This window comes from Paracidovorax konjaci (genome assembly GCF_900112675.1).
In the GTDB taxonomy this organism is placed as follows: domain Bacteria; phylum Pseudomonadota; class Gammaproteobacteria; order Burkholderiales; family Burkholderiaceae_C; genus Paracidovorax; species Paracidovorax konjaci.
This window is the reverse complement of the sequence record NZ_FOMQ01000006.1, coordinates 85,223-99,483: the sequence shown is the minus strand read 5'-3', so window position 1 is coordinate 99,483 and position 14,261 is coordinate 85,223. Positions and strand designations below refer to the sequence as shown.

The following is a 14,261-nucleotide window of genomic DNA, read 5'->3' as shown; positions in this document are numbered from 1 at the left end:
GGCTTTTCCGTTTCCCTGGCATCGCTTCGCGTGCGGGCGGACCGGGGCGGGCGCGGCTTCCGATGATCGCGAGCGGCAGCGTTCCACTGCCATGACTCCCGGCTCGACCCCCGAGACCGCTTCCTCCCCCCCTCCGGCAGGGGGGACGGGCCTGGAAATCCGTCTCCGCTGTCTGACGAGAGCAGACCCATGAGCACGATGGTCACTGGCTATTCCGCCTCAATCAGCATCCGTGTCGGCATCGCGCGGACCGGCACCACCGCCGGCAACGCCGCCGCACAGACCCGGCAGGCCTCCGCCGCGCTGGAGAAACACATGCAGCAACGCGGCATCGACGCGCTGACGCCCAACCTGCTGTCGCAGCTGGCACGCAACGCGTCGGGCGACACGCCGGACGGCGTGTCCGAAGCGGCCGCCTTCCTGCTGCGCAACCCCGACATCTACGCGCTGCTGGAGACGCACGACGTGGCCGGGCGCGACGGCATCACCGGTGCCTCCAACCTGGGCTTCGCCGCGCGCGGCGGCTATGACGCCCTATTGCAGGACGCGCTCCCGTCCACCGCCCAGGCCGCGGTGACCGAGCAGGAAGCCGCGGGCGCCATCGCCGCCTTCCGGCAGCAGCACCCTTCCGCGCAGATCGACGCCAACACGCTCTACCGGCTGGCCATGCGCCCGAACGGCGACACCTCGCCGGCGGCGTCGGCTGCGGCGCGGTTCCTGCTGCAGAACCCCGAGGCGCTCGACCGGATCGCCGCGAAGAACGCGGGCAGCGGCGCTGCCGATGCGCCGCCCCAGGGCCCGGCCCAGGGCGCCACGGCGCTGCCGGGCCAGGACCGCGTGGCGCCCGTGCAGGCCCGCCCGGGCCGGGGCTCCGGCGACACCGCCCAGACCCTGGACGCGCAGAGCGCGGCGCGCATCCTGGCCGACCACATGCTGCACGGGAAACCCAAGGCGCTGGCCGGCCTCTTCGGCACCCAGGCCATGACGGTCGATCGGCTCCACCGCCTCGCCGAGGGCGGCAAGGCCTCGCCCGAAGTGGCCGCCGCCGCCCGGTTCATGCTGCAGAACCCCGACATCTACCGTGCCATCGAAACCCACGACGTGCCCGGCGCCGATGGCAAGTCGGGCGTGGGCAACCTGCTGGCCGCCGCCCGCGGCGATATCCCCGGCGTGGGCGGCAAGGCCTCCGGCGCGGCGAACAGCGTGCTGCAACTGCTGCTGCAGCTGCTGCGGGCGCTGAACGGCACGGCCTCGGCGGCCGGCGCGGTGCACACGCCCGCGGCGCAGCCGCTGGACGCGCAGAGCGCCTCGCGCATCCTGGCCGACCACATGGTCTCGGAGGCCGGCGGCGCCCGCCACCTGTTCGGCAAGCGCTTCCTGCCCCAGACCGCTCCGATGACGGCCGAACGCCTCTACCAGCTGAGCCAGGGCCAGGGCCCCGTGGCCGATGCCGCGAAGTTCATGCTGCAGAACCCGGACATCTACCGCGCCATCGAAACCCACGACGTGCCTGGCGCCGACGGCAAGTCCGGCCTGGGCAACCTGCTGGCCGCCGCGCGCGGCGAAGTGCCCGGCGCCGGTGGCGGCGTGCAGGGCCGCCTCGGCGACCTGCTGCAGCAACTGCAGTTGCTCCTGCAACTGCTCCAGTCGTTCTCGCAGGCCGCCCAGCCGGCCTCGCAGAAGCAGCCGCTGGACGCGCAGAGCGCCGCGCGCACCCTGGCCGACCACATGGTGGCCGAGGGCGGCGGCGTGAAGAACCTCTTCGGCAAGCACTTCCTTCCCCGGACGCGGCCGATGACCATCGAGCGCCTGCAGCAGCTGAGCCAGGGCCAGGGCCCCGTGGCCGATGCCGCGAAGTTCATGCTGCAGAACCCCGACATCTACCGCGCCATCGAGACCCACGACGTGCGCGGCGCCGACGGCAAATCCGGCCTGGGCAACCTGCTGGCGGCCGCGCGCGGCGAGGTGCCGGGCGTGAGCGGGCAGGCCGGCCAGTTGCTGCAGCAGCTCCAGCAACTGCTGCAGGTGCTGCGCGCGCTGATGCCGCAGGTGCAGGGCACCGCCGGCACGCAGGCACCGCTGGACGGCCAGAGCGCCGCGCGCGTGCTGGCCGACCACCTGCTCGCGCAGGCCGGCCCGCCGCGCCGGCTGCTGGGCCGCCAGCTCATCGACGCCTCCAAGGTCGAGACGCTGACGCCCGACCGCCTCTACCAGCTGAGCCAGGGCCAGGGCCCCGTGGCCAATGCCGCGAAATTCATGCTGCAGAACCCCGACATCTACCGCGCCATCGACACCCACGACGTGCCCGGCGCCGACGGCGAATCCAGCATCGGCAACCTGCTGGCCGCGGCCAACGGCAAGGTGCCCGGCGTGCAGGGGGGCGCGGCCAGCCGGCTCGCCGGCACCAGCCGCTCGGTGCAGGACGTGCTCCAGCAGATCCTGCCGGTGCTGCCGGGCTCCAACGGCGCGCAGACCACGGCCATGGCCCGGGCCCTGGACGGACAGAGCGCCGCGCGCACCCTGGCCGACCACATGCTGAAGATCAGCGCGAGCGAACTCGCCCGCGTGTTCGAGCCCGGCGACATGTCGCCCGACCGCCTCTACAAGCTGGCCGAGAGCGGTACCGCGCCGCCCGAGGTCGAGGCCGCGGCGAAGTTCATGATGCAGAACCCGGACATCTACCGCGCCATCGAAACGCACGACGCGCCGGGCGCCGACGGCCGGTCCGCCGTGGGCAACCTGCTGGCCGCCGCGCGCGGCGAGGTGCCGGGCGTGAACGGCCCCGCCCTGGCGGCCGGCGGCACGCCGGGCACGAACGGCACCAGTGGCACCGGCGGCGCGACCACCGTGCAGGGCGGCAACCCGTTGGCCGCCATCCGCGAACTGCTGGGCCGGGCGCTGGAAGGCCTGCAGACGCGCGAGCAGCACCGCGTGGCGCAGATCGAGATCCAGATCAGCATCCGCACGCAAGTCACCGTGGTGGCGTGACCCCGGCGCTGCCCGGGCGCCGGCCTGCCGGCCCCGGGCGCGCTACCATGCGGACCACCCGGCCCGCTGCGGCATGTCCGCAGCGGGCCTTTTTCTTTCCGCGACCGCCTTCGCCCGCCCTCCGCACGCCATGACCCTCGACACCGCCTCCCCCGCATCCGCCCCGGCTTCCACCGCCGAGCACCACCCCGCCATCGCCTTCATCGGCGGCGGCAACATGGCCAGCGCCATCATCGGCGGCCTGCTCCGCCAGGGCACGCCGGCCTCGCAGATCGAAGTGGTGGAGCCCTGGGAAGAAGCGCGCGCCGCGCTGCGCGCCCACCACGGCATCGAGGCCCACCCCGAAGCCGGCACGGCGCTGGAGCGCGCGGGCGTGGTCGTCTGGGCGGTCAAGCCCCAGACCTTCAAGGAGGCCGCGCGGCAGGCGCGCCCCTACACGGCCAATGCGGTCCACCTGAGCGTGGCCGCCGGCATCCGCTCGGGCAGCATCGCCGCCTGGCTGGGTCTGGAATGCGTGGTGCGCGCCATGCCCAACACGCCGGCCCTGATCGCGCGCGGCATGACGGCGCTCTATGCACGGCCGCAGGTCAGTTCGGCCCAGCGCGCCGCCGTGCAGCACGTGCTCTCGTCCACGGGCGAGCTGCTCTGGGTGGAGGAAGAGTCCCAGCTCGACGCGGTGACGGCGCTCTCCGGCTCCGGCCCGGCCTACGTCTTCCTCTTCCTGGAGGCGATGGCCCGCGCGGGCGTGGAGATGGGCCTGGCCCCCGAGCAGGCGCACCAGCTCGCCGTGGGCACCTTCACCGGCGCCTCCGAACTCGCGCGCCGCTCCGACGAGTCGCCCGCCGTGCTGCGCCAGCGCGTGACCTCCAAGGGCGGCACCACCTTCGCCGCCGTGCAGTCGATGGAGCAGGCCGACGTGCCGGGCCACTTCATCCGCGCGATGAAGGCCGCCCAGGCACGGGCGCGCGAACTGGGGGACGAATTCGGCAAGTGAGCGCGCCGCTCCCTGCCCGCTGCGCTGCCGCGCCCGCGGCCAGGGACACCCACCCCGATTCGGGATGTTTTTGGCTCCATGCCGCCGTATCCATTGAATAGTTTGCTATTTAATTAATAGCAAGAGAAACATCGATTCCGTTCCCTGCCGGCACACCCCGCCGCGGCCACGCCGGCGAAAATAGGCGCCCACCGCCCCTGCGACCGAAAGCCCCCCGCATGACGCTCACCCACTGGCTCCTTTTCTGCGGCGTCTCGCTGCTCATGTGCTTCACCCCCGGCCCGGCCGTGCTGCTCGCGGTGTCGAACTCGGTCGATGTGGGCGCCAGGCGCACGGCGTTCAGTTCGGTGGGCAGCTCGGCGGGCATCTTCATCGTCTCCGGCCTGGCGATGATCGGCATGGGGGCCATCCTCAGCCTGTCGGCGCACGCATTCCTGGCGATGAAAGTGGTCGGCGCGATGTACCTGGTCTGGCTGGGCATCAAGCGCTGGCGCAGCCGGGACGCGCTGATCGGCGGCGATGCGGGCGCGGCCCCCGCCGCGCGGCGCGTGCGCAGCAACGGGCAATTGGTGGCGCAGGGGCTCGGCGTGTCGCTGACCAACCCCAAGTCCATCCTCTTCTTCTCGGCACTGTTCCCGCAGTTCATCGTGCCCGGCGAGCCGCTCTTCACCCAGTACCTGCTGCTGACCGGCACCTTCGCGGTCTGCGCGCTGATCTCGCATGCGTTCTACGTGGCGCTCATCTCCCTGGTGAAGGGCCACATCGCGGCCCACGCGAAGCTGTTCAACCGCCTCGTCGGCGGCACGTTCATCGCCCTGGGGCTGGGCCTGCTGAAGACGCGGCACAAGCTGGGCTGACGGCCGGGGCGACCCTGCCAGGCCAGGCATCAGGGTCTTTTTGCCCCCATGCCGCCGTATCCATTCAATAGTTTGCTATTAAAAATATAGCAAACGCATCACTGCAGCGCGAACCCCGCCACGATGCCCGCGAACAGCGTGAAGCCCATCCAGTGGTTCAGCGTGAACGCGCGGAAGCACCCTTCGCGCGTGCGGTGGCGGATCAGCCGCCACTGCCAGGCCACCTGCGCGAGCACCGCCGCCAGGGCCAGCGCCAGGGGCGCGCCGAGCCCGAACGGCGCGAGCGCCCAGGCCCACACGGCCACGAACACCGCGTAGAACGCCATCACCGCGGCCACGTCGTGGCGGCCCAGCGTGATGGCCGAGGTCTTCATGCCGATCTTCAGGTCGTCGTCGCGGTCGACCATGGCGTATTCGGTGTCGTAGGCCAGCACCCAGCACAGGTTGCCCAGCACCAGCCAGAGCGCGAGCCACGGCACGCGGCCGTCCACGGCCGCGAACGCCATCGGGATGCCCATGCTGAAGGCCACGCCCAGCACCGCCTGCGGCATGGAGACGAAGCGCTTGGCGAACGGGTAGGCGATGGTCACGGCCAGCGCGGGCAGCGACCAAGCGATGGTGGGGGCGTTGGTGGTGAGCACCAGGCCGAACGACACCAGCGCCAGCGCCGCGCCCAGGCCCAGCGCCTCGCGCACCGAGACGGCGCCGCTCGTCACCGGGCGACGCGCCGTGCGCTTGACGTGCCGGTCGAAATCGCGGTCGGCCACGTCGTTCACGCAGCAGCCCGCGCTGCGCATGAGCACCGTGCCCAGCGTGAACACGGCCAGCAGGTGCCAGCCCGGGAAGCCCCCCGCGGCCACCCACAGCGCCGACAGCGTGGGCCAGAGCAGCAGCAGCCAGCCGGCCGGCCGGCTCCAGCGGATCAGGTCGAGGTACAGCGACAGGCGCGACGGCGGGGAGGGAGGCGGCGGTGCGGTGCTCTGCATGGCGGGCGGCGAATGAAAAACACCCGCATCGGCGGGCAGGAGAGAAGGCGGGCGGGCCGCCGGGGCATGGGCCTGGGCCGGCCCCCGGCGCCGCGGGGATCAGTCTTCGAGCAGGGAGCGCAGCATCCAGGCGGTCTGCTCGTGCACGGTGAGGCGCTGCGTGAGCAGGTCGGCCGTGGGCTCGTCGCTGGCCTTGTCGGCCACGGGGAACAGCTCGCGCGCCGTGCGGGCCACGGCCTCATGGCCCTGGACCAGGATGCGCACCATCTCCAGCGCGGCGGGCGGCGTGCCGGGCGCGTCGGCCAGCGAGGTCAGGCGGCCGAACTCGGCATAGGAGCCGGGCGCGGGGTGGCCCAGCGAGCGGATGCGCTCGGCGATCGGATCGACGGCGTTCCACAGCTCGGTGTACTGGCCCATGAACATCGCGTGCAGCGAGTTGAACATCGGCCCGGTCACGTTCCAGTGGAAGTTGTGCGTGGTCAGGTAGAGGGTGTAGGTGTCGGCGAGCAGGCGCGACAGGCCCTGCGCGATGGCGGCACGGTCCTTGTCGTTGATGCCGATGTTGATGCGCGGCGCGGTGGCGCTGGCGGCCAGGGCGGCGGTCTTGGGGGAAGCGGATTTGCCGGAGGCTTTGGCCATGGGAAATACTCCTTCGGAAGGGGGGTGGGAACGGAAAGCGGGAAGAGACGGGGAAGAAAGACCGCGGCGGCGGCGGCGGGCCGCCTTGGCGGAACACTTTAGCGCAAGCGCATGGCCCCTGCGCCCGTCCGGCTCACTGCATCGAGGGCAGGTTGCCGATGCGCACCAGCATCTCGGTGAACATCTGCATGTCGGCGTCGAGGTCGGCCACTTCCTTGAATTCCCTGGCGTTGTGCGCCGTGTATTTCTTGCCGGGCATGGCGGGGCCGAAGTTGATCGCGTTGGGCATCAGCTTGGCCGTGGTGCTGCCCGCCGTGGAGACCGGCTGCGCAGGCAGGCCGGTGGTGGCGCCGAAGGTGTCGAGCAGGGTGCCGAGCCACGCGCCCCGGGGGTCGCGCGCCATCCAGTTGCCCTGCTGGTGGTCCACCTCGACGGCGATGCCGGCCTGCGCGCCCCAGACCTGGATCTTCGCGGTGGTCGCCTGCGCCAGCGCCTGGGGCGTGCTCCCCCGCGGCATGCGCACGTTCACGAGCACGTCCACCTTGCCGTCCTTCTCGCGCACGAGGTTGGGCGAGAGCGTGAGCGGGCCCATGAAGTCGTCGCTGTAGGCCAGCCCCATCGGGCGGCCCAGGTAGTCGAGGCCGTACAGGTCCACGAGGTAGCGCACGGCCTGGCCGTAGCCGTTGGCGGCCAGCGGCACGCCCGACTCGCTCAGGAAGAGCGCCAGCCGCGGCAGCGGGTTGACGCCTTCCTCCGGCCGCGAGCCGTGGGCCGAAGCGCCGGTCACCGTGACCGCCACCGTCCCGCCCTCGGGCTGGATGGCGATGCGGAACGGCCCGCCCTGCCCCGTGTATTTGGCGATGAAGCCCTCGCGCGCGGATTCGAGGCGGGCGGCCAGCGCCTGCGCGTCGGCGGCCTGCAGGCGTGCCGTCGCGGTCTGCGGCACGGCGTTGGTGGAGGCGGCGCCGGCCATCGCGGTGACCGTGGCCGCTTCGGCCGCGGCCGGCACGCCCGGCTGCAGCGCGAAGCTGGCGCGCAGCGCGCCGGAGCCCTTCTCGGCCACCACGGCGGGATACTTGGAGTCCAGCACGATGTTGTACTCGGGCAGCGCGGTCTTGGCGCGGTAGTACTTCATGGCGTCGCCACCGGTCTCCTCGGTGGTCTCGATCATGAGGCGGATGCCGCGCGCGAGCGGCAGGCCGCTCTCCTTCACGGTGCGCATGGCATACAGCACGGCGGCGATGGAGCCCTTGTCGTCGATGGAGCCGCGCCCGTAGAGGTTGCCGCCCACGCGCGTGAGCTTGAACGGATCGAGCCGCGTGCCGTCCTCCAGCACCCATTCGGCGGCCACCACGGGCACCACGTCGGCGTGCGTGAGGATGCCGAATTCCTCCGGGCCGGTGCCGGGCAGCCGGACCTCGAAGATGCGGTTGTCCACGTTGCGGTACTGCAGGCCAAAGTCGCGCGCCAGGCCTTCCACCAGCGCGCCGAACGCGATGATGGCCGGGTCTTCGTGCGGTGCGGTCTTCTCGGAACGAACGGTGGGGATGGCGACCATGCGCGCCGTGGTGTCGATGACGGCCTGCTGGTGGCGCAGCCGGTTGTACAGGCCCAGCAGCCGGGCCACCTGCACGAGGTCGGCCTGCGACATCGGCACCTTGCCGCCATAGGCGGCCACGGCCGACTGCAGCGCGGGATAGGCCTTCGCCGCGCGGCCCAGGAAGGCCGGGAAATCCTGCGGCGGCGCGGCCGATTCGGCCACCACGATGCGGTCCAGGTCGGGCTTCTTCAGGGGCCCCGCGAGCGGTGCGGGTTCGGGGGTGGGCACGCTGGCGCAGCCGGCCAGGCCCAGGGCGGCGGCAGCGGCCCAGAGGTGCTTCTTCATGGTGTTCGTCTCCTTGGAATCCCCGGCGATGCCCGCGGGCGCGCCGCAGTGTAGCGGGGGCGCGGGCCCGCCCGGCACCGCTGCACGGAACCCCGCGCACCACCGCGATCCGCGCGGGCGGCGGGTGCCCACCCCAAAAAAAGCGCCGCTCGGTGAGCGGCGCGCAGTGCGAAAGAGGGGAGCGGCCGGGGCCGCCCTGTCAGGACAGCCGCGTGACGCCCGGCAGCTCGCAGGCGTACACGGCGTTGCGCAGGGCCGCGATGGCCTCGTAGCGCGTGAAGCTGCGCCGCCACGCCAGCACCACCCGGCGCATCGGCGGCGGGCCGCCATCGGGCTCCTCGATGGGCAGGTAGCGGATGTGCGTGTCGTCGCTCTTGCGGCGCTTGGAGCCCGTGTGCAGCGCGTCGCGCGGCACCGAGAGGCGCGGCACCAGCGTCACGCCCATGCCGGCCGAGACCATGTGCTTGATGGTCTCCAGCGACGAGCCTTCGAAGGTGCGGCGGATGCCCTCGGCATTGCTCGCGTAGCGCGCGAACTCGGGGCACACCTCCAGCACGTGGTCGCGGAAGCAGTGGCCGGCGCCCAGCAGCAGCATGGTCTCGCTCTTGAGCTCGTTCGCGGAAATGCTCTTTTGCTGGGCCAGCGGGTGCGTGGCCGGCACGGCGGCCATGAAGGGCTCGTCGTAGAGCGGCGCCATCGCCAGGCCCGTGTCGGGGAAGGGCTCGGCCATGATGGCGCAGTCGATCTCGCCGGTGCGCAGCATCTCCAGCAGCTTCACGGTGAAGTTCTCCTGCAGCATGAGCGGCATCTGCGGGGTGCGCGCGATGGCGTGGCGCACCAGCTCGGGCAGCAGGTAGGGGCCGATGGTGTAGATCACGCCCAGCGTGAGCGCACCGGCCAGCGGGTCCTTGCCGCGCTTGGCGATCTCCTTGATGGCGGCGGCCTGCTCCAGCACGCTTTGCGCCTGGCGCACGATCTCCTCGCCCAGCGGCGTGACGGACACCTCGCCCGCGCTGCGCTCGAAGAGCTTGACCTCCAGCTCGTCTTCGAGCTTCTTGATGGCCACCGACAGCGTCGGTTGCGAGACGTAGCAGGCGTCCGCCGCGCGGCCGAAGTGCTTCTCCCGTGCAACGGCGACGATGTATTTGAGTTCTGTGAGAGTCATTGGCTGAAGGGCGGCAGAGCGGGGGAAGGTGCGATTGTGCGCCGGGATGCGGCGCCGCGGGGCAATGCACGCAGCCCCGTCCGCGGCGGGCCGCCAAGTCTGCCACGGTTGCGGGGCCGTGGCGGGCTGGCGGCGCGGATCACGCCTTCAGGTAATCGGCCTTGCCCCCGAGCCAGCGGCCCACGTGGCGCTGCGCCTGCACGGGGTGGGCGTCGAGCATGCGCGGAGCGGTCTCCCGAGCCCACTCCAGCAGCAGCGTGTCGGTGGCGAGGTCGGCGAAGCGCAGCATCGGCGCGCCGGACTGGCGCGCGCCCAGGAACTCGCCCGGGCCGCGGATCTCCAGGTCGCGCCGCGCGATCTCGAAGCCGTCGTTCGTCTCGGCCATGGCCCGGAGCCGGTCGCGCGCGGTCTCGCCCAGCCGGCCGCTGTCGCCGGTGGAATAGAGCAGCACGCAGGCCGAGGCCGCGGCCCCGCGGCCCACGCGCCCGCGCAGCTGGTGCAGCTGCGAGAGGCCGAAGCGCTCGGAATGCTCGATCACCATGAGCGACGCATTGGGCACGTCCACGCCCACTTCGATCACCGTGGTGGAGACCAGCACACCCATGGTGCCGGCCGTGAAGAGCGCCATCACGGCCTTCTTCTCGGCCGGCGGCATGCGCGAATGCAGCAGGCCCACCATGGTGCCGGGCAGCGCCTCGGAGAGATCCACGTGCGTGGCCGTGGCGTTGGAGAGGTCCAGCGCCTCGCTCTCCTCGATCAGCGGGCACACCCAGTAGACCTGCCGGCCGGCGGCCACCTGGGCGCCGATGCGTTCGATCACCTCGTCCTTGCGGCTGTCGGCGATGAGCTTGGTGACGATGGGCGTGCGGCCCGGCGGCAGCTCGTCGATGGTGGAGACGTCGAGGTCGGCGTAGTAGCTCATGGCGAGCGTGCGCGGGATCGGCGTGGCGCTCATCATGAGCAGGTGCGGCTCCATGCCCTGGTGGGCCAGCTTGCGGCGCAGGGCCAGGCGCTGCGCCACCCCGAAGCGGTGCTGCTCGTCGATCACGGCGAGCGCCAGGTTGCGAAAGCGCACCTGTTCCTGGATCACCGCGTGCGTGCCCACCACCAGCGCGGCCTCGCCGGTCTCGATGAGCGCCAGCATGGCCGCGCGCTCCTTTTTCTTCTGGCCGCCCACCAGCCACGCCACGCGCCGCCCGCTCGCGGCGAGCAGCGGCTCCAGCCAGCCGATCAGCTTGCGGAAATGCTGCTCCGCCAGGATCTCGGTGGGGGCCATGAGCGCGCACTGCCAGCCCGCGTCCATGCAGATCGTCGCCGACAGCGCCGCCACCACGGTCTTGCCCGAGCCCACGTCGCCCTGCAGCAGCCGGTGCATGGGCACGGGGCGCGCCAGGTCGGCCGCGATCTCGGCGCACACGCGCCGCTGCGCCGCCGTCAGGTCGAAGGGCAGTGCCGCCAGCAGGCGCTCGTGAAGGGCCAGGCCGGCGCCGGCCTCGGCCTGCGGCTGCAGCACGGGCGCGCGCAGCCGGTCGCGCTCGCGCTTGGCCTCCAGTTGCGAGAGCTGCTGCGCGAGCAGCTCCTCGGCCTTCAGCCGCTGCCAGGCCGGGTGGCTGTGGTCCTCCAGCGTGGCCAGGGCCACGTCGGGCGTGGGGTGATGCAGGAAGACGAGCGCGTCGCGCAGCGTCCACCACGGCGCATCGCCTCCCCCGGCGCCCAGGAAGCGCGGGATGGGCGGCTCCAGGCCGGACGGTACGGTCTCCGACAGGTCCACGCGCTGCAGCGCGCTCACCACGGCGCGGCGCAGGTAGGGCTGCGGCAGCCCCGCGGTGGTGGGGTACACGGGCGTCAGGGCCGCGGGCAGCTCGCCGCCGGCCAGGCGGAAGGCCGGGTGCAGCATCTGCCGCCCCCAGAAGCCGCCCTTGACCTCCCCGCGGATGCGCAGCCGCGCGCCCACCGCCAGGGTCTTCTGGTGCGACGGGTAGAAGCTGAAGAACCGCAGCTCGCAGGTGCCCGTGCCGTCGTCCACCGTCACCAGCAACTGGCGGCGCGGGCGCAACTGCACCTCGCTGGCCGTCACCGTGGCCTCGATCTGCGCGGTGTCGCCGTCGCGCACGTTGCGCAGCGGGGTGATGCGGGTCTCGTCCTCGTAGCGCAGCGGCAGGTGCAGCGCCAGATCGATGTCGCGCGACAGGCCCATCTTCTGCAGGGCTTTCTGGGCGGGACTGGGCGCGGGGGCGGGCATGGAGGGCGGGGACGGCGGCAGCGACAGGGAAGGCCCGGCAAGTGGCGCGGAGGGATTTTGCCGGACAGAAATGGCAGAAACCGCCATTCCTGCAAAAATGGAAACGGCGTCCCGTCTGGCTCCGCAGGGGGGCGCGAGAGGCTAACATGCCCGAAGCCCGACAGTTCCTCCCCGTACACGCCTTCAGTTTTCCATGCTCAAGCGAATCAGCGTCCAGCATCTCAGCCTGGGCATGTACCTGCACCAGTTCTGCGGCTCGTGGATGGACCACCCCTTCTGGCGCACCGGCTTCGTGCTCCAGGACCCCGCCGATCTGGCCCGCATCCACGGCACCGCCATCGAGGAGGTCTGGATCGACGTCTCCAAGGGGCGCGACGTGGACGCCGGCGTGCAGACCGTCTCCCCCGAGCAGGCCGAGGCCCGCCGCGAAACCGATTTCCAGAACCTGCAGGAAATGCCCGCGCTCAAGGTGGCCGCGGCCCCGCCCGCCCCCGCGGCGGCCCCCGCCCGGCGCAACACGGCCCCCACCAGCATGGCCGAGGAACTGGCGCATGCCGCCGCCCTCACCAACCATGCCCGCCAGACGATGACCTCGATGTTCACCGAGGCGCGCATGGGCCGGGTCGTCGATTCGAGCGAGGCGCGCAGCCTGGTGGAGGAAATCTCCGATTCGGTCACGCGCAACCCGTCCGCCCTCATCAGCCTCGCGCGGCTCAAGACCGCGGACGACTACACCTACATGCACTCGGTGGCCGTATGCGCGCTCATGGTGGCGCTGGGCCGGCAGGTCGGCCTCGAAGGCGATCGCCTGCGCGTGGCCGGCATGGCCGGGCTGATGCACGACATCGGCAAGGCGCGCATCCCGCTGTCGGTGCTCAACAAGCCCGGCAAGCTCACCGACGACGAGTTCGACGTGATCCGCAGCCATTCCGAGCACGGCCACCGCATGCTGCTGGCCTGCGGCGGCGTGGACGACGAGGTGCTCGACGCCTGCCTGCACCACCACGAGAAGATGGACGGCACGGGCTACCCGCACAAGCTCGCGGGCGAGGACATCGGGCTCATCGCGCGCATGACCGCCATCTGCGACGTGTACGACGCCATCACCTCCGACCGGCCCTACAAGCGCGGCTGGGATCCGGCCGAATCGCTGCGCCGCATGGCCGAATGGACGCATGGGCATTTCGACGCGCGGCTCTTCCAGGGCTTCGTCAAGAGCATCGGCATCTACCCCGTGGGCTCGCTGGTGCGGCTCGCCTCGGGGCGCATCGGCGTCGTGATGGAGCAGTCGGCCTCGCTCGTCTCGCCGCGCGTGAAGGTGTTCTTCTCCACCCGATCCGACCTGCGCATCCCGCCCGAAGTGATCGATCTCTCGCAGCCCGGCAGCGGCGACAAGATCGTCGCGCGCGAAGACCCCGACAAGTGGCGCTTCCCCGACCTCGTCGAGCTGTGGGCCAAGCCGGGAAGCGCCGGCCGATGAGCGGAGGGCCGGGGGCCGTGCGCACCTACGCGATGGTGGAGCGCTCCCGCCACCTCGACTTCGACATCCGCGACCAGAGCGGCCGCGCGCCGCTCACGCAGCCGCACAAGCATGAGTATTTCCAGATCCAGGCCAACCTCGCGGGCGCCACGCAGCACCACGTGGGCGGCACGGTGCGGCCCTTCGTGCCGGGCACGCTGAGCTTCGTGCTGCCGCACCGCATGCACCTCGTGCCGCACCCGCCGGGCACGCGGTGGCTGGTGGTCAACTTCAGCCAGCGCTTCCTGTGGCCGGCCCTGCAGGTGGACCCGCTCGACCTGGAAGACGTGCCCCTGGCGCTGGCGCCCGAGCTGGCGCCGTTCCAGTTCCAGGAGCACCTCGACTTCACCTTCGACGGCGACGACTGGCAGGCCGTGCTGGGCCTGCTGGCCATGCTCCAGCACGAGAACACCGCGCGGCGCCTGGCCTCGCTCGCCCGCATCCGCGGCGGCCTGCTCGACATCCTCGCGCGCACCTGCCAGCGCTGGGAAGGCGAGTTGCGCGGCCTGGCCGCCCACCAGGCCCAGCGCGGCAGCCGGCGCGCCGCCCTGGCCCGCGTACTGCGCTACCTGCGGGACGAACTCGCGGGCGAGCCCACGCTCGCGAGCGCGGCCGAGGCCGCCTGCCTCTCGCCCAACTACCTCGCCCACCTCATCAAGAAGGAAACCGGCCGCACCTTCACCGAACTGCTCACCGAGCGCCGCCTGGCCCTCGCGCAGGAACTGCTGCTGGCCACCGGCGAGCGCATCGGCGAGATCGCGCGGCGCTGCGGATTCGCCGACGAGGCCTACTTCGCGCGGCGCTTCCGCCAGTGGCACGGCCAGAGCCCGCGCGACTGGCGCGCCGGGCGGCTGCGCGAACTGCAGGGCCCGGGCGGCCCCGGCGGCGCGGGCCCGGACGCCGTGCCGGCCGCTCCGCGCGATCGCGTCCAAGTCTTGCGCTGAATCGTCCGCATGCGCCGCCGCCGCGGCGCCTAAAGTGGCTGG

General features: G+C 72.0%; 10 protein-coding genes. 5 read left to right on the top strand and 5 right to left on the bottom strand.

The window, feature by feature from the left end; genetic code table 11:
- Positions 1-189: 189 nt before the first annotated feature.
- From BM144_RS10810 to BM144_RS10800, 3 genes are all read left to right on the top strand, one after another.
- A complete protein-coding gene (locus tag BM144_RS10810) occupies positions 190-2,988 on the top strand; it encodes a hypothetical protein (RefSeq protein WP_092952053.1) in 2,799 nt (932 codons plus the stop codon).
- A gap of 130 nt (positions 2,989-3,118) precedes the next feature.
- On the top strand, positions 3,119-3,982 hold the full coding sequence (proC, locus tag BM144_RS10805) for a pyrroline-5-carboxylate reductase (RefSeq protein WP_092952051.1): 864 nt from the start codon (positions 3,119-3,121) through the stop codon (positions 3,980-3,982).
- 218 nt (positions 3,983-4,200) lie between these two features.
- The gene (locus BM144_RS10800; RefSeq protein ID WP_092952049.1) at positions 4,201-4,839 is read left to right on the top strand and encodes a LysE family translocator; all 639 of its coding nucleotides are present in this window, start codon (positions 4,201-4,203) and stop codon (positions 4,837-4,839) included.
- Between the two features lie 98 nt (positions 4,840-4,937).
- On the opposite strand, the gene ubiA is transcribed toward BM144_RS10800, so the two are convergent.
- The 5 genes from ubiA to recG form a co-directional block, all read right to left on the bottom strand.
- Positions 4,938-5,825, bottom strand: a complete 888-nt coding sequence (ubiA, locus tag BM144_RS10795) for a 4-hydroxybenzoate octaprenyltransferase (RefSeq protein ID WP_092952047.1) — start codon at positions 5,823-5,825, stop codon at positions 4,938-4,940.
- 99 nt (positions 5,826-5,924) lie between these two features.
- Entirely contained in the window at positions 5,925-6,464 is a 540-nt protein-coding gene (locus BM144_RS10790; protein ID WP_092952045.1) for a Dps family protein, read from the bottom strand.
- 133 nt (positions 6,465-6,597) lie between these two features.
- Complete coding sequence (locus tag BM144_RS10785) at positions 6,598-8,349, bottom strand: dipeptidase (protein WP_092952043.1); 1,752 nt, start codon at positions 8,347-8,349, stop codon at positions 6,598-6,600.
- Between the two features lie 199 nt (positions 8,350-8,548).
- Complete coding sequence (locus BM144_RS10780) at positions 8,549-9,514, bottom strand: LysR substrate-binding domain-containing protein (protein WP_092952041.1); 966 nt, start codon at positions 9,512-9,514, stop codon at positions 8,549-8,551.
- A gap of 139 nt (positions 9,515-9,653) precedes the next feature.
- Positions 9,654-11,756, bottom strand: coding sequence for an ATP-dependent DNA helicase RecG (gene recG, locus BM144_RS10775; RefSeq protein ID WP_092952039.1), 2,103 nt, complete (start codon positions 11,754-11,756; stop codon positions 9,654-9,656).
- Positions 11,757-11,949: 193 nt separating this feature from the next.
- Here recG and BM144_RS10770 point away from each other — a divergent pair, with 193 nt between their 5' ends.
- A complete protein-coding gene (locus BM144_RS10770; RefSeq protein WP_092952037.1) occupies positions 11,950-13,236 on the top strand; it encodes a cyclic di-GMP phosphodiesterase in 1,287 nt (428 codons plus the stop codon).
- Positions 13,233-14,219, top strand: coding sequence for an AraC family transcriptional regulator (locus BM144_RS10765; protein WP_245783626.1), 987 nt, complete (start codon positions 13,233-13,235; stop codon positions 14,217-14,219). The genes BM144_RS10770 and BM144_RS10765 overlap by 4 nt, the downstream gene beginning before the upstream one ends.
- Positions 14,220-14,261 lie beyond the last annotated feature (42 nt).